This is a genomic window from Corynebacterium sp. NPDC104732, from assembly GCF_055583565.1.
This window is the reverse complement of sequence record NZ_JBVJNS010000002.1, coordinates 228,176-247,929: the sequence shown is the minus strand read 5'-3', so window position 1 is coordinate 247,929 and position 19,754 is coordinate 228,176. Positions and strand designations below refer to the sequence as shown.

At 60.1% G+C, this 19,754-nt stretch carries 16 protein-coding genes and 1 tRNA gene; 6 read left to right on the top strand and 11 right to left on the bottom strand.

The window, feature by feature from the left end; genetic code table 11:
* Positions 1 to 127: 127 nt before the first annotated feature.
* The 3 genes from ACZ6ZO_RS02815 to ACZ6ZO_RS02805 all read right to left on the bottom strand — a co-directional run bounded on the left by ACZ6ZO_RS02815 (position 128) and on the right by ACZ6ZO_RS02805 (position 5,044).
* Entirely contained in the window at positions 128 to 2,680 is a 2,553-nt protein-coding gene (locus tag ACZ6ZO_RS02815) for a DEAD/DEAH box helicase (RefSeq protein ID WP_465290375.1), read from the bottom strand.
* A gap of 3 nt (positions 2,681 to 2,683) precedes the next feature.
* A complete protein-coding gene (locus ACZ6ZO_RS02810; RefSeq protein WP_465290373.1) occupies positions 2,684 to 4,675 on the bottom strand; it encodes a site-specific DNA-methyltransferase in 1,992 nt (663 codons plus the stop codon).
* A 296-nt stretch (positions 4,676 to 4,971) separates the two neighbouring features.
* Positions 4,972 to 5,044: transfer RNA gene (locus ACZ6ZO_RS02805), tRNA-Arg, on the bottom strand.
* A gap of 169 nt (positions 5,045 to 5,213) precedes the next feature.
* Between ACZ6ZO_RS02805 and ACZ6ZO_RS02800 the strand changes: the two genes are divergently transcribed.
* Both ACZ6ZO_RS02800 and cobF read left to right on the top strand, forming a co-directional pair.
* Positions 5,214 to 5,489, top strand: coding sequence for a cg0963 family protein (locus tag ACZ6ZO_RS02800; protein WP_465290371.1), 276 nt, complete (start codon positions 5,214 to 5,216; stop codon positions 5,487 to 5,489).
* 64 nt (positions 5,490 to 5,553) lie between these two features.
* Positions 5,554 to 6,270, top strand: a complete 717-nt coding sequence (gene cobF, locus ACZ6ZO_RS02795) for a precorrin-6A synthase (deacetylating) (protein WP_182386648.1) — start codon at positions 5,554 to 5,556, stop codon at positions 6,268 to 6,270.
* Here cobF and ACZ6ZO_RS02790 read toward each other — a convergent pair.
* From ACZ6ZO_RS02790 to ACZ6ZO_RS02780, 3 genes are read right to left on the bottom strand one after another with little or no spacing between them, the layout of a single operon-like run.
* Positions 6,260 to 6,508 carry a mycoredoxin gene (locus tag ACZ6ZO_RS02790; RefSeq protein ID WP_465290368.1) on the bottom strand — a complete coding sequence of 83 codons (249 nt, stop codon included), beginning with the start codon at positions 6,506 to 6,508 and terminating at the stop codon, positions 6,260 to 6,262. The genes cobF and ACZ6ZO_RS02790 overlap by 11 nt on opposite strands.
* 2 nt (positions 6,509 to 6,510) lie before the next feature.
* Positions 6,511 to 6,957 (bottom strand): dihydrofolate reductase, encoded by a 447-nt coding sequence (locus ACZ6ZO_RS02785; RefSeq protein WP_465290453.1) that lies wholly within the window; start codon positions 6,955 to 6,957, stop codon positions 6,511 to 6,513.
* 56 nt (positions 6,958 to 7,013) lie between these two features.
* Positions 7,014 to 7,811, bottom strand: a complete 798-nt coding sequence (locus ACZ6ZO_RS02780; RefSeq protein WP_182386645.1) for a thymidylate synthase — start codon at positions 7,809 to 7,811, stop codon at positions 7,014 to 7,016.
* A gap of 160 nt (positions 7,812 to 7,971) precedes the next feature.
* Here ACZ6ZO_RS02780 and ACZ6ZO_RS02775 point away from each other — a divergent pair, with 160 nt between their 5' ends.
* Entirely contained in the window at positions 7,972 to 9,375 is a 1,404-nt protein-coding gene (locus ACZ6ZO_RS02775; RefSeq protein WP_465290366.1) for a DUF222 domain-containing protein, read from the top strand.
* Between the two features lie 38 nt (positions 9,376 to 9,413).
* Here the strand turns inward: ACZ6ZO_RS02775 and ACZ6ZO_RS02770 are convergent, their stop codons facing one another.
* Positions 9,414 to 10,172, bottom strand: coding sequence for a 3'(2'),5'-bisphosphate nucleotidase CysQ (locus tag ACZ6ZO_RS02770; RefSeq protein ID WP_182386643.1), 759 nt, complete (start codon positions 10,170 to 10,172; stop codon positions 9,414 to 9,416).
* Positions 10,173 to 10,206: 34 nt separating this feature from the next.
* Here ACZ6ZO_RS02770 and ACZ6ZO_RS02765 point away from each other — a divergent pair, with 34 nt between their 5' ends.
* The gene (locus ACZ6ZO_RS02765) at positions 10,207 to 14,952 is read left to right on the top strand and encodes an ATP-dependent helicase (protein ID WP_465290364.1); all 4,746 of its coding nucleotides are present in this window, start codon (positions 10,207 to 10,209) and stop codon (positions 14,950 to 14,952) included.
* Positions 14,952 to 15,758 carry an Fpg/Nei family DNA glycosylase gene (locus ACZ6ZO_RS02760; RefSeq protein ID WP_182386641.1) on the top strand — a complete coding sequence of 269 codons (807 nt, stop codon included), beginning with the start codon at positions 14,952 to 14,954 and terminating at the stop codon, positions 15,756 to 15,758. Before ACZ6ZO_RS02765 ends, ACZ6ZO_RS02760 begins: the two co-directional genes overlap by 1 nt.
* On the opposite strand, the gene ACZ6ZO_RS02755 is transcribed toward ACZ6ZO_RS02760, so the two are convergent.
* Entirely contained in the window at positions 15,747 to 16,283 is a 537-nt protein-coding gene (locus tag ACZ6ZO_RS02755) for a DUF1707 SHOCT-like domain-containing protein (RefSeq protein WP_465290361.1), read from the bottom strand. The genes ACZ6ZO_RS02760 and ACZ6ZO_RS02755 overlap by 12 nt on opposite strands.
* 38 nt (positions 16,284 to 16,321) lie before the next feature.
* On the opposite strand from ACZ6ZO_RS02755, the gene ACZ6ZO_RS02750 reads away from it, so the two are divergent.
* Positions 16,322 to 16,735, top strand: coding sequence for a YccF domain-containing protein (locus ACZ6ZO_RS02750; protein WP_182386639.1), 414 nt, complete (start codon positions 16,322 to 16,324; stop codon positions 16,733 to 16,735).
* A 43-nt stretch (positions 16,736 to 16,778) separates the two neighbouring features.
* Here ACZ6ZO_RS02750 and ACZ6ZO_RS02745 read toward each other — a convergent pair whose 3' ends face one another.
* The 3 genes from ACZ6ZO_RS02745 to ACZ6ZO_RS02735 all read right to left on the bottom strand — a co-directional run bounded on the left by ACZ6ZO_RS02745 (position 16,779) and on the right by ACZ6ZO_RS02735 (position 19,728).
* Complete coding sequence (locus ACZ6ZO_RS02745; protein WP_465290359.1) at positions 16,779 to 17,378, bottom strand: DedA family protein; 600 nt, start codon at positions 17,376 to 17,378, stop codon at positions 16,779 to 16,781.
* Positions 17,379 to 17,723: 345 nt separating this feature from the next.
* Positions 17,724 to 19,358: a glucose-6-phosphate isomerase gene (pgi, locus tag ACZ6ZO_RS02740; protein ID WP_465290357.1), complete on the bottom strand. Its 1,635-nt coding sequence runs from the start codon at positions 19,356 to 19,358 to the stop codon at positions 17,724 to 17,726.
* Between the two features lie 73 nt (positions 19,359 to 19,431).
* Positions 19,432 to 19,728: a chorismate mutase gene (locus ACZ6ZO_RS02735; protein ID WP_182386636.1), complete on the bottom strand. Its 297-nt coding sequence runs from the start codon at positions 19,726 to 19,728 to the stop codon at positions 19,432 to 19,434.
* Positions 19,729 to 19,754 lie beyond the last annotated feature (26 nt).

Genomic DNA, 19,754 nt, shown 5'->3' with positions numbered 1-19,754 from the left:
GTCCAACTCCGTCATCGACATCGGGATTTAGTGGAAATCGTTGAAACCTTGTAGCTCACGCGGAAAGAGCTGGTAACGCCGGTGCGAGGTTGTTTTCCACCGGCGGTACCTGCATTTTTCCGTGTCCCTAGTTCGCTGACTTCACCGCCCCGGACATGGTAATGAGCCGGGACCATGACCCTGCTTCCTTGATCGTGTCCTCGTAGGCGATGATGTACCCGACCTTGAGCGCGCCCATGTCCTCATTGCTGGCCATGAGGTTGAGTGCTCGTTCCGCGGCGTCGCGCTTGGCCTTGACCTCCTCGTTGGTGCGGCCGCCTGCGTCCTTGCCCTCGACAATCCAGGTACGTCCCTCCAGGTCGCGGACCACGAAGTCGGGGTAGTAGGTCTTGCCCACCTGGTAGTCAATGGACGCGCCGTCGGCCATGTACAAGCGTGTCCACCACTCCACGTCTGGGGAGACATCGAGGTCGCAGGCTAGTTTGTGTTCTGCTGAGTTGGAGTCGAAGGACGCGGCGGTGTACAAATTGCGGGTCCAACCGCTGTAGAACTGGCCGTTGATGTACTTGTCGAACTCGCCCGGGCGTGGCTCAATGGTCTTTCCCACCCCGAGCTCGAACCGCGTGCGGGTCGGCATGGTCAGCGGTATGAGCGTGACGTCCGGCTCCAGATTGGCGAGGAACTGACGCACGGACGCATCAATTGCCTTTCCGAGCAAAATGGACGCGACATGCAGGGTATCGACCGTCCACGTCGTCGCCAGCGCGTTGTTGTAGACCAGTGGCGCGATACGGTTCTTAGCCTGGCTCATGTTCTGAGGCGAACGTTCCACACGTCGGTGGGTGAGGATTGCGCCCGCCAACTGCTTTTTCACCGTTTCCTCGTCCAGCGCAATAGCGTCGATGATGCCCTGGGTGAGACGCTTGGCCATCACCCGACCCTGTGCCTCGTCCCCAGTCAGTGCCAGGCGTTCCAGCACAGCGTGTGGGTTGTCCGTGATCTGCCGCGCGACCTGGATGATCTCGTCCTGCATGAGCTTTTCCAGCGGGTAGGCCGCGTTTTTGGCCGTGTATGTGGTGCGTGGGAACAGGAATGACACGTCCCTGAACTTCTCCACCAACTCCACCACCGCGAGCGGGGTTGGCTCCGGGTACAGGTCCTCCGGCTGTGCGCCATCCCCGCCGACCTGCTTGAGCCCGACCTGTGGTCGGGTGTCGGTGTCCTGGTCTGGGTCTGGGACCACCGGCTGCGGGTCCGCAGGTGGGAGTACCGGCGCTGGGTCGGCGGTGTTACCGCCCGGCACGGGGACTAGGTCCGGTGTCGGGTCTGGGGTTGGTGGTGTCACCACACCGTGTACGAGCGGCGGTGGCGGGACAGGCTCGCTGTGCCTGCGCCCCTCGAACCCGAACGACTTGTTGACCTTCTCACTGCTGAGCAGGCGCTGGAACGACTCGTGCGCCACGATGTCCAGGGTGTCGATGGCCTCAACCTCGGTGTACTTGCCGTACGGCAGACGCAGACCACGTCCCAGGGTTTGCTGGGTCAAGATGTCTGAGTCCATGGCACGCAGCGTCACCAACACCGCGATGGAACGACAGTCCCAGCCCTCCTTGAGCTTGTTCACGCTCACCACAGCCCGGACAGGGGAGTCAGGCGTGTCGATAGCGTCCAAGAGCGCGGCCTTCTCCTCGTTCATGGAGTCCGAGTCCACGCGCAGCACAGCGTACGGGTCACCGAACAGGTCCGGGCCAACGAGGGTTTCCTCGATACGGGTGGCGTGGGCGATGTCCTCACACACCACCAGCATGACCGGCGAGATCGGGGACGTGCCCTCCTCCTGGTTCTTAACCGCGTAGTGCCCCGCCTTAGTCTCCAGCAGGGTTTTTGCGTCCTTGAGTTGCTGGTATTCGCCCAGCTCGTCGTAGCCGTCCTTGCGGTAGACGATGACGGGCTGTTTGACGTTCTTGTCCGCGATGGCCTTATACAGCGGGTAGGTGAAGATGATCTCGTCCTTTTCACCGGGCGATGCGGTAAGACCCACCAGCGCTGCGGGCTCAAGATCATGTATGGCGGCGTGGAATGCCTTGGCCTTGGCCGAGTACAAGTGGTGCTCGTCCGCCAGAATCACGAGGTCATCCATATTTTTCAACTCGTCGTACAACACGCCAGCATACTCGGAGAACTTGCGGATACCACGCGCCTGCGCGGTCTTTCCACCGGAGGTGGTGTCACCGTCCATGTCTTTCGGAGCAATGAGTTGTTGAACGTTGAACACGTACACATTCGACGCGCCCTGCTCGGTGAACGCGGTCTGGTCCGCTGGATTGGACTTGTAGTTTTCCGGCGTGACCACACGCGGTGGGACAGGGGAGCCGTCGATGAACTTCGGTGCACCTTGGGTGAAGTTGGCGACCGTTTTGGTCTGCACCACCAGACCCGGGGTGACGATCATGACGTTGCGTAGACCCTGGCGGCGCATGTACTCGATAAACGCGGCCATGACGTAGGTCTTGCCAGCGCCGGTGGCCATGTTCATCACCTGTGGCTTGGAGCGGTCGAAGTCGCCGGACAGACGCTGCACGAGTGCGGTGAGTGCGCTGATATTGGAGGCGCGGAGCTGGAAGCTGACCGCGATTTCGGTGAGCAGGGCCTCGTCAAAGGTCAAACCTGGAACAGCCATGACTTATGCCTCGTCTTTCGTGCTCAGCGTGTGGGTAAACAGACCATCCGGGATGGACAGTGCGCGCGAGCCCTTGGCCCGCTTGTGCAGATAGGTGGTGTGCTCGGGCAGGACCGAGGTCGATGCGACGGTGACGGCTTCGTCCTCACCGAGGTAGGAGAGCAGCTCGTCCAACACCCGCTTGTCCACTGGCTGGCGGGTGACGTACAGCCACATGTTTCCGCGTCGGCCCGGGAACACTGGGTGTTCTGGGGTGAGGGTAAAGCGTAGGTGTGCTGCGACGGAGCGGGCGAGGTTGTCTGCGTCCGCGTGCTCGGTGAGGATGGTCAGTCCCAGGTCCTCGTCCACGTCGAAGCAAGGCTTGGACAAGGTGGCGATGGTGAATGACCCGCCGCCGCGCCAGTTCACGACGTCGCCTCTGTTGCGGGTCTTGGTCGCTGCCTTGAGTTCCTTGACCTGTGCGCTGTTTTTGAGTTCGGGGTTGTCCTTGATCACCTTGTTCAGCAACGAGGTGAACTTTTGTGCGTCGTCTGCGGTCATGCCCTCTGGTAAGCCGTCGGTGGTGTTGTCTACGCGCTCGCCCTTGGTCGTGGTGATACCGCCCATGTCCTCACCGCGTACCACCTTGGTCAGGCGAGGGACGGTAAAGCGGTTGAAGGTGTCCTCCAGTAGTTCGCAGGTGACCCAGCGCCGGCCCATCTTGTGGGCGACCGCGGCCGTGGTGCCGGAGCCTGCGAACACGTCCAACACGATGTCTCCAGGGTTGGTGGCGATGTGGATGACGCGCTCTAGCAGGCGCTCGGGCTTGGGAGTGGAGAATGGGGTCTGGCCAGGGAACAGTACCTTGATCTCATTCTTAGCGGCTCGATTGTGACCGACCTCTTGATTCGACCACCAAGTTCGCGGATTGTTTCCAGTCGCTGGAATGTATGCCTTTCGTCCTAGACCACCAGTTGAGCGGATCAGTATCTCTGGTAGCGGAGATATGTTTCTCCTGTTTTCAACGGATTTACGTGACTCCTCTAGCGGTACATCAAGAACAAGCGCGCATACATCGTGATTCACCTTCTCGGGATTGATTCCCTCGTTTTTAGCGCGCCATTCGCCGTCGTCAATATTCTTCAACGTATATGGTGCCCACTGTACTAGCGACGCAAGGATTCGTTGTTGGCTGTATCTCCAACTACCGCCCTTTGGTGGTCGCATCATCTCACCTGTCAGTGGGTTTTGGATGGCGTAGCACATACCGCCTGAGCCATCTCCGTGATTTGCAGTGGGGTCTCCATCCCACCACGGTCCGAGTGGGTCGTTGTCGGGGTTCTTGAAACGCGCATTGTCGGCTTCGGTTCTTGGCATGTGGGTAAACGCCCAACTATCTGACTTGCGATACACGATAATTACGTCATGGTCAACGGAGAATCCATCACCGCGTCTTGGTGAGTCCGACTTTTGCCACACCACCTCAGCAACAAAGTTGCCCGCACCGAATACCTCGTCCATGAGCAGGCGCATACGGTGGTTTTCCACGTCATCGAGGTGCACCCAGATGGACCCGTCCTCGGACAGGAGCTTCTTCATGTGGAGCAGTCTGTCTCGCATCATGGTCAGCCATACGGAGTGTTCGAGGTTGTCCTCGTAATTGGCAAAGGTCTGCGCCGTGTTGAACGGTGGGTCGATGTAGATGCACTTGACCTTGCCCACGTACTTGTCCGCCAGCTCGGGAACGCGGGTGAGGGCTTCGAGCACGTCGCCGGACTCGCCGTTAATGAGCAGGTTGTCGGTGGTGGGTTCGAGGTCGGCACGCTCGCCGTACTGTGTCCCGTCCTGCCTCGGTGCCTGCTCGCCGATAATGGTCTCGCCCTCGATCAGGTAATGCGTCTGGCAATAGCGCGGGTCATGGGGATCTACCCAGGCATAGCCGTAGCGTCCGCGTTTCTGGGGAATGAGTGCCTGGTCTTTGTTGAACCAGGTCAGTTCCAGCTTCTGTTGGGTCATGTCGCCTCGATCAAGTTACATTGGTGCGCTTTTCAACATCGTAGCAGGTCCGAGCTGGTTTTCGGTGGTATGTCCCTTAGGTTTTGGGTACAGAAAACCCGGCCTGCCTATGGGGAATAGTGTGGCACTAAGGCTGGACACAGCAATCCGACAGTCGAACAAATATGCGACATGAAAAGATCACCGTAAGTGCAGTTACCCGTTTTTCGACCTAGGGTGAAATTCACAGCAATGGGTAGGCTGTTACTTCAAGTGGGAAAGTGGCATTAACGCTTAAGAGCCCTCGGCATAAAAAGCGCCCCTGAGAGGAATCGAACCTCCGACACCGGCTTTAGGAGAGCCGTGCTCTATCCACTGAGCTACAAGGGCAGTTACAAAGCAACGCAACAAAGTTTAGCGCACCGCACCCGAAGACCAAATCACCGGGAGGGGGGACACTTTTGGGGGACTGACTAAATGGTTTTGCAGCGAAATCTAGTCATTTAGGCATAGGCTGTAGCTAGACGTACTCACAACTTAGAAGAAATGGGTGTTTAGAATGGCCGAGATCAAGCCAACCTTTACTGACGTTAACCGCCGCGACATCTTGGCTCGCATCGTTACCAAGAATGACGTTCCGGTGCTTTCCGTTGAGGAGCTGCAGGAAGACGGCACTAAGAAGCGTCTGATGCTGCTGAACAAGTATGACGCTAAGCAGCTGTCCGCGGTGTGTGAGCTGTACCTGCAGCAGATTTTCTCCGCTCAGTTTAATCAGTCCCACACTGGTCTTTCCCCAGAGGAGATGGCTGAGATCTTCTCGGATGACGAAGAATAAGCCATGAAGATTTCCGCGCCACCCAGCTCCGGGCGGCGCTTTTCTTTTTCCTAAAGTAGAACATATGCGACACATTGAAGTTATCGGTATTGGTGCCGGAAACCCGGATCACATGACGCTGCAGGGGATCGCAGCCCTGCAATCCGCGAGCGCAGTGTTAGCGCTGGATAAAGGCGACGCGAAATCTGATCTGCTTGAGTTGCGGCGGGAGATCGTCGAGAAGCATGCGCCCGGCACCCCGATCATTTCGGTGACCGACCCGGAGCGCGACCGCAACCCCGACGACTACAAAGCCGAGGTGGAGAGGTGGCACCAGGCGCGCGCGCAGCTGCTTATCGACGCCATGCCCGCCGAAGGCACCATCGCGTTCCTGGTATGGGGTGATCCGTCACTCTACGACTCGACCCTGCGAATCATCGAAAGGATGCGTGGCCTCGGGCTAGAGTGCACCGTCTCCGTGAGCCCCGGGATCACCGCTGTACAAGCGCTGACCGCAGCGCACGGAATCCTGCTCAACCGCATCGGCGAAGACATCCGCATCACCACTGGCCGAGCGTTACGGGAAGGATCAACGTCCAACACCGTCGTGATGCTTGATGGGGGAGCGGCATGGATGCACGTGCCTGAGGCCGAAATCTGGTGGGGTGCCTACGTGGGCAGCGACAAGCAAGTCCTCCGGCACGGGATCGTCTCCGACATCGGCGCGGACTTGGCACAAGAAAAAGCCGCACTTCGAGAGAAGCACGGCTGGATCATGGACATCTACCTGCTTAGGAAGTAAGGCGGGTGTACTTCCGCACGGCCACCTTAGGCTGCGGGTTCGTCGCGTGAGAACCGTCCGGGTACACGACCGTCGGTACGATCCGGTCGCCGCCATTGACGGACTCCACCCACGCGGCCGCCTCCGCGTCCTCCTCCACATCGATCCGGGTGTAGGGGATGTTCGCCTCGTCCAAAGCTGCGACCAGCTTCTGGCAGAACGGGCACCACTCGGTGGTATAAATCGTGAAATCAGCCATCGTTAAGAAGTCCTTTCGTAAGTAAGAAAGCGGTATTTCAGCGGGGTTTTCTCCTCGTCAGCCAGGAGATGTCCCTGCTCGGAGGTGTGCCACGGCTTCGCCTCAACCAGGGTGAAACCTGTCAGGGCTGGGGCGTGCACAGCGCCGGGGATTGTCGCGAGCTCCACATCGATCTCCGTCACCACTGCCCGGGAAACCGCGGGGAGGGTAGCCGCGTAGACTTTGCCGCCTCCGATGATCCAGGCGTCGATAAGCGGCAGCTCCGTCACCACCTGCGCGCCCTCCGACCACGTGCCCGCCTCTCGGCTGGACAGGACGTAATTGTCACGGCCCGGCAGGGGGCGGAACTTCTTCGGGATGGATTCCCAGGTGGCGCGGCCCATGAGTACCGGCTGGCCGAGGGTAGTGTCCTTGAAGTGTTTCAGGTCCTCAGGTAGGTACCAGGGCATGTCCGTGCCGTCGCCGATCACACCATCGCGGGACTGCGCCCAAATCGCTTGATAGGTCACACCGCGACCTCTGCCTTGATAGTCGGGTGCGGGTCGTAGCCCTCAAGCTGGCAGTCCTCAAAGTTGTAGCTGAACAGGTCCTTGGCTTTATTCAGCTTGAGCTGCGGGTAGGGCTTTGGCTCGCGGCTGAGCTGCTCTTTGACCTGGTCGACATGGTTATCGTAGATGTGGCAGTCGCCGCCCGTCCAGATGAACTCGCCGACCTCCAAGCCCGCCTGCTGCGCAAACATGTGCGTGAGCAGTGAGTAGCTGGCGATATTGAACGGCACGCCGAGGAACATGTCCGCGCTGCGCTGGTACAGCTGGCAGGAAAGCTTGCCGTCAGCCACGTAGAACTGGAACAGCAGGTGGCAAGGGGGAAGCGCCATGTTGTGCAGCTCGGAAACGTTCCAGGCACTGACGATGTTGCGGCGCGAGTCGGGATTGGTCTTGAGCATGTCCAACGCGCCACTGATCTGGTCGATGTGGCGGCCGTCCGGCGTCGGCCAGCTGCGCCACTGCACGCCATAAATAGGGCCTAGTTCGCCCTCAGGGGAAGCCCACTCGTCCCAAATGTGGATGTTGTTCTCCTGCAGCCACTTAACGTTCGACGAGCCCTGCAAAAACCACAGCAACTCGCCCACGACGCCCTTCCAGTACACCTTCTTGGTGGTGATGAGCGGGAAGCTGTCCTGTAAATCGAAGCGGATTTGCTGCGCAAACAGGCTGGTAGTGCCCGTGCCAGTGCGGTCTTCCTTCTTGGAACCGTCACGCAGGATCTTTGCCAGCAGGTCTTCATACGGGGTGGAGATCATGCTTTTTAGGATACAGGCCATGTCTAACGCTTTCGGCGTGTGCGGTGGCCTTGCAACGTGGGGGTGATTTTTGTGCCTTGTGACCTGCGGTGTTCGAATAAATGGGGGTATCGTGTCCGGTGTGGTGGATAAGGTTCGGGTCATGAACAGATTCGAGCATATGAGCGAACTTATGGAGCAAGCGTTGCTGGGGCAGCGTCAGGTCTGTGAGATGCTCGACAACGCCTTAGTGACGGGCACGGAACTCGACTTCCTGTTGGAAACCGCACGGCAGGCGCAGTGGCTCACTGAACTGCTTACAGTGAAGCTGGTGAAGCAGCTGCAGCTTGCCGACGCATTCCATCCCAGGTCACGGGCCAGTTTTAATGCCCGCATGCACAAAAACAAATTCACCCGAGGTGAGCTCAAAGACGCATGTCGGTTAGGGGAGGAGCTGTTTCCTGAATCTCCGTCCGTCGATCGTCCGGAGGGGAGGCCTGCGCGCATGCCTTGTACAGTGGCCGGGCTTAACGACGCAGCATTTGGGGTCGCTTCGGCAATGGAGATCGCACGATTGCTCGAACATGCTCCGGAAGGTACCCCCGCCGAATCTTTCGCCTACATCGAATCCATGATGGCCGAGATGGCGCGAAGCTTAGCTCCTGAGGACCTCCGCAAAGCAGGAATCAAGATTTTGCAGGGCCTGAATGCTGACTCCGAACCACAGGATGCCCAGCGCCAGCGCCGCCGACGCGTCACCATCTCCGCGCAAGGCGCTGATCTCAACGCGAAACTCTCGGGTGAAGTGACCCCTGAGCTCAAAGCACTGCTTGATCGGCTGTTCGCGGACTATGCCGGCGCCGGAGACCTGTTGCCGGACGGGGAGAAAGAAAACGATGTGCGAACCCAGGCGCAGCGCAACCACGACGCCCTGGTCGCAGCCCTGAAGTGTGCCCTGCACAGGAATGGGCCGATGCCTCCGACGCGAGGTTGCAGCACCGTTGTCGCCACCATGACCCTGGAACAACTCCAAAAGGCAGCAGGCGTCGTACCGACGGATGTGGGAACCCTACTTTCAATTCCAGACCTGATTCGCTTGGGTGCAGACCGCAACGCCTTCCTCGCCATCCTGGAGGAGGGGACCGGCAATCTCATTGAATTAGGCCGAACCAAGCGGGCCGCAGATGTTTACGCCTACCTTGGGCTCGTCGCTGCCCAAGGTGGAGACATGACCCCAGGGTCCAGCCTGCCCGCGGCGCTCTGCGAGATTCACCACGTCCGCGCATGGCGGTTTGGGGGCCTGTCCGAAGGGAAAAACTTCCAGCTCGCCGGGCACAATACCCACCGCAACATCGACGACACCCAAACAAAAGACACTAAGTGGTGGACCGTCTGCACCACCACGGGGCAGATGTTGTGGATACCACCAAAACACATCGATCCGGAGCGAAGACCGCAAGCGAACTTCAACCCCATGACCTGGTTCAATCCCGGACAAATGCTGCGGTTCGGCATGCATGAGCCCGAAGAAACACCACCGTTTACTATCCTGCGGTGCCCGAAATGTGGGAAGGACGTGGCCTAGTGCGTAACAACACACGAAGGGCTGGTAGCCCGGAAACTCTAGTAGGAACCGTGCGACTCCAGGTAGGAGTTTGCATGCTCAATAATCTCATCCGCCAGCTCAGGACGGCAGATGAGCAGATCTGGCATGTAGGTGTCCTTGTTGTTGTACGTCAGGTTGTTACCGTTCAAGCGGGAGCAGTGCAGGCCAGCAGCCTTAGCTACGCCCACTGGCGCAGCAGAGTCCCATTCGTACTGGCCACCGGCGTGGATGTAGGCGTCGGCGTCGCCAAGCAGCACATGCATTGCCTTCGCGCCAGCGGAACCCATGGGCACCAGTTCGGACCCCATGTTGTCCGCGATATGCTGGGCTACCTTTGGCGCGCGGTTACGCGACACCACAAACTTACGAGACAGGGGGCCTTCGACAGCCTTGGACTCGGCGGAGGTGAAAACAACCCCCAAGTCTGGCAAGCCAACGGCGGCGTGAATCGGGATGCCATTTTCCACGAGTGCAATGTGCACTGCCCAGTCCTGGCGGCCACCTGCGAACTCCTTGGTGCCATCCAGCGGGTCAATGATCCAGACGCGTTCCTTGCTCAGACGGGACTGGTCGTCGGCGGCTTCCTCGGAGAGAACGCCGTCGTCAGGGCGGTGCTGCGCCAACACGCGCGCGAGCCAGTTTTGGGAGAGTTCATCGCCGGCGTCGCCAAGGCCGCGGTCCCGCAGCAAGCCAACGCCACGGACACCTTTCAGGATTTCGCCGGTGCCCAAAGCAAGGCGGTACGTGAGGCGTGCGTCATCAATCGAAGCAGTCATACGTTTCATGGTAGTTGTTTGGTTACATAGAAGCATGACAGCACACATCCTCAGTCGTTTCCGCCCCCACGTGGCCACCTGGTTTGAGGATGTTTTCGCAGCTCCAACAGCTGTTCAGGAGCAGGCCTGGGAGCGGATTTCCCGTGGCGATCACGCCCTCGTCGTCGCCCCAACCGGCTCCGGTAAAACCCTCGCCGCGTTCCTGTGGGCAATCAACATGCTGGTGGAAAGCCCCCAACAGCCCGCATTGCCCGCGCTTATCGACGCCCCACTTGCCCCAACCAAAAAGGGCGGCAAAGTCAAAGTGCTGTATATCTCCCCGCTCAAAGCCCTGGGCGTGGATGTAGAAAACAATCTCCGGGCCCCGCTGCTGGGGATTGCGAGGGTCGCAGCCCGCCTGGGAATCCAAGAACCAGAAGTCACTGTAGGGGTGCGCTCCGGTGATACTCCCGCTAGCGAACGAAACCGCCAGCTTCGCCAGCCACCAGACATTCTGATCACCACCCCAGAATCCCTGTACTTGATGCTGACATCCAAGGCGAGAAGCATCCTGGATGAAGTGGATACCGTGATCATCGATGAAATCCACGCGATGGCCGGCACCAAACGTGGCGTCCACCTGGCACTCAGCCTGGAACGCCTCGCGGGGCTGGCAGGCGAGTTCCAACGCATCGGGTTGTCGGCAACGGTCCGCCCACTCGAACGCGTCGCCGCATTCCTCGGCGGGGATCGGCCCGTGGCGCTGGTGGCTCCCGAACAACCCAAGCAGTGGCAGCTTGATGTGCACGTACCGGTCGATGACCTCTCTGACTTGCCCACTCCGGATCAAGGGTCCCCGATCGGGGAAGCGGTGCTCGATGATCCACATGGCTTCGGGGGGCCCACGCCAGCGCAAGAATCAGCGTTGCCACAGCAAAAATCCATTTGGCCCTTCATTGAGCAGGAGCTCTACCAGGAGATCATGGCGGCGCAGTCCACGCTGGTGTTCGTCAATTCGCGACGCACCGCCGAACGGCTGACCTCCCGGCTCAACGAACTGTACGCGCTGGAATACAACCCGGCATCGTTGTCACCCGAGCTGAGGCGCCCACCAGCACAGGTAATGGTGGCGGCCGATACTGCAGGTCAAGCACCACCAGTGATAGCGCGGGCGCATCACGGTTCGGTTTCCAAGGAAGAGCGTGCCACCACGGAAGCTGCGCTGAAAGCCGGTGAGCTTAAGTGCGTGGTGGCTACCTCTTCACTCGAATTGGGAATCGACATGGGGGCCGTGGACCTGGTGGTGCAGGTGGAAGCACCACCATCGGTGGCTTCTGGGCTGCAGCGTGTGGGGCGCGCCGGGCACGCAGTGGGCGCCGTATCGCAGGGCAGCTTCTATCCGAAGCATCGCTCCGACCTGGTGCAATCTGCTGTGACGGTGCAGCGCATGCGCGCTGGGCTCATCGAAGAGCTGCGCATTCCACAAAATCCGTTGGACGTGCTGTTGCAGCATACTATTGCGGCAGCGTCGGTGGCGGACCTCCCGGTGGATGCCTGGTATGACCAGGTCTGCCGGGCTTACCCTTATCGGGATCTCGCGCGGGATGTATTCGATGCTGTGATCGACCTGGCCTCCGGCGTATATCCGTCCACTGATTTTGCTGAGCTCAAGCCCCGCGTAGTGTTCGACCGCGCCACCGGAACGCTGCAGGGCAGGCCGGGTTCCCAACGTGTCGCCGTGACCAGCGGTGGCACCATCCCGGACCGCGGCATGTTTGGGGTCTTCCTCGTGGGATCAGAGGGAACTCCCCGCCGGGTCGGTGAGCTGGACGAGGAAATGGTCTACGAGTCCCGCGTCGGTGACGTGTTTACCCTCGGCGCCACGAGTTGGCGCATTGAAGACATCACCCGCGACCAGGTGCTGGTGAGCCCGGCCCCAGGCCACACCGGCAGGCTTCCGTTCTGGACCGGAGACGGGGCAGGCCGCCCCGCGGAACTGGGCCGGGCACTCGGCGCTTTCCGACGCCACGTCCACGCCAACCCAGAAACCGCCGCAGGTCTCGGACTAGACGAACGCGCCCACAGCAACCTCATTGCGTTTCTGAACGAACAGGAGGAAGCCACGGGGATTGTCCCCGATGAAAAGACGTTGCTCCTGGAGCGGTTTCGGGACGAGCTGGGGGATTGGCGTATCGTGCTGCACTCACCGTTCGGCAAAGGAGTTAATGCTGCGTGGGCACTCGCGGTGGGTGCCCGCGTCGCGGAAATCACCGGGATGGATGCGCAGGCGGTGGCCGGTGACGACGGCATTGTCCTCAGGCTCCCCGAATCCGATACGGAACCGAGCGCGGACCTGTTCACCTTTGATCCAGAAGACATCCGGGAAATCGTCACCGAGGAGGTTGGCAATTCGGCGCTGTTCGCCTCACGATTCCGAGAGTGCGCCGCCCGCGGGCTGTTACTACCACGACGAAACCCCGGCAAACGAGCTCCGTTGTGGCAACAGCGCCAACGCGCCGCCCAATTGCTCGATGTGGCTCGCAAATACCCCAGCTTCCCGATCATCCTGGAAACGGTGCGCGAGTGTCTCCAGGATGTCTACGATCTCCCATCGCTGCAGGATATTCAGAAAGAGCTAGGCCTGCGGAGCATCAGGATTGCGGAGGTGACCGTCGATCAGCCCAGCCCGTTCGCCTCCAGTTTGCTGTTCAACTACACCGGCGCCTTCATGTACGAGGGCGATTCGCCACTGGCCGAGAAGCGGGCAGCGGCCCTCGCGCTGGATCCGAGTCTGTTGACGAAACTCCTCGGCACCGTTCAGCTGCGCGAGCTCCTGGACCAGGACGTCATCGCGGAGGTACATGCCCAGCTGCAACGGATCACTCCGGAACGGCGCGCCCGCAACGCCGAAGAACTCGCGGACACGCTGCGTATCATCGGTCCAATCCCGACCAGTCAGCTCGCGGCGTGGACGGATATCCCGCTTGATGTTGCTCTCACGCAGCTGAGCCACCGGGTGATGCTGGTGCGGATCGCCGGGGAAGAACACTTAGCTCAAACCCTGGACGCCCCGCTACTCCGTGACGCCCTCGGCATCCCCGTGCCAGCGGGAGTCTCCGCGCAAACCACCGTGATCACAGACGCACTGGCACAGCTCACGAACCGCTTCGCGCGCAGTCGCGGACCTTTTACCGTTGCCGAGCTTGCCGACGCCTTCGGACTCGGCCACTCCACCGCGTACGCAGCGATCCAGGCTGCCGTATCGGACAAAACAGTGGTAGAAGGACAGTTCCGGACTGGCGTCGAGGGCACCGAATATTGCGGGGCGGACGTGCTGAAACGGATCCGAAAGCTGAGCCTGGCGCGCGCCCGCGCAGAAGCCGAACCGGTATCGGCCACAACGTTCGGGCGGTTCTTGCCAGATTGGTTGGGGGTGTCGGCCGTCGGGAAGCAACCGCAGTTGGGCGGTGCCGATGGTGTGTTTCAGGTAATTGAACAGCTCGCCGGGGTGCGACTGCCTGCGAGCGCCTGGGAATCACTAGTGCTGCCCGGCCGGGTGGCGAACTACAGTCCCGCCCTGCTCGATGAGCTCACCGCCACGGGTGAGGTGCGGATCGTGGGGGCGGGGACGGCCGGTGCAAAAGATCCGTGGATCATGCTGCTGCCTGCCGACTACGCCGCCGAGCTCGCTCCGGAGCGCCACGACGGGGCGCTGTCGCCGCTGCAGGAGCAGGTACTTGAAGTGCTGGGTAGGGGAGGCGGCTTCTACTTCACCGACCTCCTCGAACAACTCGACGTACCAACCGAGGAGCTACGCGCCGCGCTGTGGGCACTTGTCGACGCCGGACTGGCTACCCCCGATAGCTTCGCGGCCTTAAGATCTCGCCTCGCCGGCACTACCGCGAAAGGAACCGCCCACCGGGCACGTCGCCGACCCACCCGCAGCCGATTACGCATGGGACGCACCTCCTTCGCTCAATCGGCGTCGCAGGGCACCCCACCAGACATGCTGGGGCGCTGGAGCCTCGCGGTCACACCATCGACCGATGCCACAGCCCGCTCGGTAGCACACGGCGAAGCCTGGCTGGATCGCTACGGCGTGGTCACCCGCGGCTCCATCGTCGCCGAGGATGTGCTCGGCGGATTCGCCTTGGCATACAAGGTGCTGTCGCGGTTCGAGGAAAACGGCAAAGCGCTGCGTGGCTACCTCATCGAGGGGCTTGGCGCGGCACAGTTCTCCACGCCAGCGATCGTCGATAGGCTGCGTGGCCTCGCTGACAGCGCCGACCTCGGCGGATGGCCATCAGGCGCCAGCGACCCCGACGTGTACGTTCTAGCAGCAACGGACCCCGCCAACCCTTACGGCGCGGCGTTGCCGTGGCCTGAGTCGAACCTGCGGCCCAGCAGGTCCGCCGGTGCGCTCGTCGTGCTTATCGACGGCCTGTTGCTCGCACACCTCAGCCGCGGTGGCGCCACGATGAACCTCTACTTCGATGGCCTCCCCGAAACTCCTCCCGAGCTGGCGCAACGCCTGGTCGCTGCACTGAGCTCGCTCGTAGCAGAAGGTAGGATGAACCGGATCGTGGTGGAGAAAATTAACGGGACAGCAGTCTTCGACTCCGAATACTTGACAGCGCTTAAAGAAGCCGGGGGAGTGGTAGTGCCGAAAGGACTGAAGATTGGTGGGGTGGGCGTCGTTAAGCGTGCGGTGCCAAAGCCACGTACCCTCGCCGACCTTTCTTTCGACGACGAGGAAGAACCACCCATGTCCTTCGGCAACCCCTTCGGGAGGCGACGCTAATGCCCGAAGGTGATTCCGTCTACCAACTATCCAAGCGCCTGCAATTCATGAGGGGACGCGACGTCCTCGCAACATCGCTGCGGGTGCCCAGCGTCGCGTTGGAGAAATTCGACGGCCAGCGCGTAAGCCGCGTCTGGCCCTACGGCAAACACCTATTCATGCAGTTTAGCGGCGGAAAGGTGCTGCACACCCACCTCAAAATGGAAGGAACCTGGTCAGTTCATTTGCAGGGTGAGAAGTGGCGCAAACCCGGGCACAAAGCTCGCGTCGTGCTGGTCCTGGATGATTCGCCCGCCCCTATCGAGATTGTCGGCTTCGACCTTGGCCTCGTAGAGGTATTTCCGATTGAGCAGTATTCCGACCGGATGGGATATCTCGGCCCCGACGTGCTGTACCCCGACTGGGACAGCTACGGGCGGGGCGAAGCCCTCCGCAGAATCCTCGAAACCCCCAACCGACCCATCGGATCCGCACTATTAGACCAGAAAAACCTGGCAGGAGTGGGCAACGAATACCGGGCAGAAATCTGCTTCCTCGCAGGAGTCCACCCCGCAACCCCCGTCGCAGCAGTGGACGTGCCCCGCATCCTCGACATCACCAGGCGGATCATGTGGGCAAACCGCAACTCGCCCATCCGCGTGACCACAGGCGTCAGACGCGCCGGGGAAAACAGCTACGTCTTCGGCAGGCACGGGCGCCCTTGTCGACGCTGTGGCACACCAATTCGTAAAAGCACGCTGCAATCGAGTCCAGACGAACTCGAACGCATCATATGGTGGTGCCCAAGCTGCCAGCTACTGACCTAGCTCCCGCATTCGTTTTTCTGCCTCCAACAGTCGCTGCTTCTTCTCCTTCGCTTCCTTTTTCTGCAACGACTCGAAGGTCTTTTCATCAGTTTCGTCATATTGCAACAGGGCGCGACTGAGCATCATCGCGCCACCGGAAGCTACCAAAGCCAGCCAGAAATAACCCCAGCCCAAATACATCCCGAGGAAAAACACGATCATGCCGACAACCGTGAAAGCCAAATCCAACTGCTGAATGAGCTTGCCGCGCGACTTCAGCTGCTTCAACTCCAGCAGGCCTGGATCCTCGGACTGCACTGCCGGAACATTCGGGGTAAGACCCGCACTTCCCAGCGTAAACGGCACACCACCTGGAAGATCACCGAACAGGGGAGTCAAGGCGCTGTACGTCTGTGCTTCCGCAACCTTCGTCGTACGCTCGTTAAACTCCGCACTGCTGATTCGCCCCTCCGCATAGTGGGTTCCCAGGGCTTGCAGCGCCACCATGCGCTCATTATCCGAGAGGCGAATATCGTCAGTGCTCATGGGCCACATCCTAGTCGACGATCGCCTAGGCTGGGGTTATGAAGACGATTCTTAATATTGTTTGGGTCATCACCGGTGGCATTTGGCTGGCACTGAGCTACTTCGTAGCTGGCGTCATCGCCTGCGCCTTTATCGTCACGATCCCAGCCGGCGTGGCGAGCTTCCGCATCGCAAACTACGTGCTGTGGCCGTTTGGACGCACCGTCGTGCAGCCGTCCCGTGGCGCAAATGCACTCGGCGCATTGTCCAACATCATCTGGTTCCTCGTCGCGGGGCTGTGGCTCGCCATCGGCCATGTCACCACCGCAGCAGCACAAGCCGTCACCATCATCGGCATCCCCTTGGCCTGGGCAAACATCAAGATGATTCCTGTGACCTGCTTCCCGTTCGGCAAGACGATCGTCTCATCCAACAACATCCCCTTCGGATATGAGCCGATGGTGAAGATGTAGCCCCCGAGCAACAAAAAAGGGACCTTCCGGTCCCTTTTTCCTGTTACGCCTGTTCCTCAGCCGCGCGCTTGGACTTGAGATCACGCCGCACCATGAAAACAAACAGCCAGATCAGCGCAATACCGACGGTCACATACACCACGGTGGAATACTTATCGATCACATCAGCGACCACCGTGTACCGATCGCCCAACCAGTAACCCAAGGCCACCAAAATCGCATTCCACACCGCAGAACCAATCGTGGTGTAGATACCGAACTGGAAGAGGTTCATCCGGTGAATACCAGCCGGAATCGAAATCAGGGACCGTACACCCGGAATCAAACGGCCAATCAAAATCGACCACGTGCCGTATCGATCGAACCATTCCAGTGCCTTATTCACGTCCTCACGAGTGACCAGCCACATCCAGTCAGCAATCCGGCGAAGCCGCTCCGCACCCACAGCCGCCCCAATCCCATACAGGATGTAGGCACCCAGCACAGAACCAACCGTGGCAAACACGAACGCCACGTACACATTCATCTTGCCCTGGGCAGCAGTGAAGCCCGCCAATGGCAGAACGACCTCAGAGGGGATCGGTGGGAACAAGTTCTCCAACAGGATCGCCACGCCGACGCCCGGAGCGCCCAGCGTGGACATAAGGGAAACTACCCAGTCAACGATTGAGGAAAGAATGGCTTTGGTCCTTTTCTTAACAGTTCGATTTTCCGCCCCAAAAGGAGTCTGGCGGGAAAATTTCGCAGGTCAGTCACGGGTATCCTATCAGGCTAGCCAAGATAAGGCCCATAACGTTGCCGAGATGAGTATGGCTGGTGGGATATTTCCGGTTTGACGATAATGAATTGTCGATGTTTACAGGTCGGGTTAATGAAAATTACCTACAACCTGGAGTCATCGTCAAAGTAACATCGTCACAACCATGCCAGACAAGAAAAACCCGACCCAGCAACCGGATGTGGTGCAGAGTCGGGATGAGTAAAAGCGTTACTTCTGTGCGCGGTACCAGCTGATCAACTCGTCGGTGGAGGAATCTCCGGAGTTGGCCTCAGCGGCACCGGTCACGGCTGGGAGTAGATCTCCGGCTTGCTTCTTGCCTAGTTCCACGCCCCACTGGTCAAAGGAATTCACGTCGTAGATGACGCCCTGGACAAAGGTGATGTGTTCGTACAGGGCGATCAGTGCGCCGAGGACAGCTGGGGTGAGCTCTTCCGCCAAAATGGTGGTGGTTGGGCGGTTGCCTGGCATGACCTTGTGGTTTACCAGTTCGGCGGGGACTCCTTCCGCTGCGATCTCAGCAGCCGTCTTGCCGAAGGCCAATACCTTGGTCTGAGCGAAGAAGTTGGACATCAGCAGGTCGTGCATGGATCCGTCACCGGTGGCAGTAGGCAGGTCTTCCTTCGGACGCGCGAAGCCGATGAAATCGGCTGGGACAATGCGGGTGCCCTGGTGCATGAGCTGGAAGAAGGCATGCTGGCCGTTGGTGCCTGGCTCGCCCCAGTAGATTTCACCGGTGCCGGTGGAGACCGCGGTACCATCACGACGCACCGACTTGCCGTTGGATTCCATGGTCAGCTGCTGCAGGTAGGCAGGGAAGCGGGACAGGTCCTCGGAGTAAGGCAGTACGGCGTGGGTTTCCGCACCATAGAACTCAGAGTACCAGACGCCCAGCATGGCCATGAGCACTGGCACGTTGGCGGCAATTGGGGTGGTGCGGAAGTGCTGGTCCATGGCGTGGAAGCCTTCGAGGAAGCGCATGAAGTCCAGTGGGCCGATGACGGCCATGAGGGACAGGCCGATGGCGGAGTCCACGGAGTAGCGTCCACCTACCCAGTCCCAGAAGCCGAACATGTTCTTGGTATCGATGCCGAACTCGGCCACCTTCTCCGCGTTGGTGGATACAGCGACGAAGTGCTTGGCAATGGCAGCTTGATCGCCGTCGAAGGCGTCGAGAAGCCAGCGCTTAGCGGCATGCGCGTTGGCGAGCGTTTCCTGTGTGGTGAAGGTCTTGGAGGCGACGATGAACAGTGTGGATTCGGGGTCTAGCTCGTCGAGGGTGGCGACCATGTCCGCTGGGTCGACGTTGGAAACGAACTTGGCGGTGATGCCAGCGACCGCGTAGTGGCGCAGCGCCTTGGCGGCCATCGCTGGGCCAAGGTCGGAGCCGCCGATGCCGATGTTCACGATGGTTTTGATGGTGTGGCCAGTGTGGCCCTGCCATTCGCCGGAGCGCAGCGCACGAGCGAAGTCGCGCATGCGACCGAGGACCTCGTGGACGTCAGCCGCCACATCCTGGCCGTCAACTTCGAGGGAGTCTTCGGCAGGCATGCGCAGCGCGGTGTGGAGGACGGCACGATCTTCGGTGTTGTTGATGTGCTCACCGGTGAACATCGCTTCGGTGCGACCCTTCAGATCGGCGGCTTCAGCGACAGCAACGAGGCGATCGATCACAGTGGAGTCCACGAGGTTCTTGGACAGGTCGACGTGCAGGCCAGCGGCGTCGAACGTCAGCTTGCTGGCGCGCTGCGGGTCGGCGTCGAAAAGCTCGCGGAGGTTGCTGTCTTTGAATGCCTCAAACTGCGTTGCAAGTTCGTTCCACTGTGTGGTGGTCGTGATATCCATGGCGCTGTTAGCTCCCAAAAGTTGCGGTTATGTAACTTCACTCCACATTAGTGCCGCCCACCGAATCCCGCTGCTAACCGAGCTTTCCCCGCCCCATTCGGAGCAGGATAGCGGCGAGAGCTGGTCCTTCTTCGCCAATTTCGTCGCGGAACTTGTTGATAATCGCCACCTCACGGGTGTGGACTAGTCGCGTACCCCCGGACCCCATTCGGGTGCGGCCGATCGCTTGGGACACCTCGGTGCGACGCTTCACTGCGTCGAGGATGACTCCGTCGAGGCGGTTGATTTCCTCGCGGTACTTCTGGATTTCGGCGTCGGAAAGTGGGTCGTCGGTGCCTGACGGCATGCGGATATCAAATTCTTCACTCATGGATATCCATTGTGCCACCTTGTCCG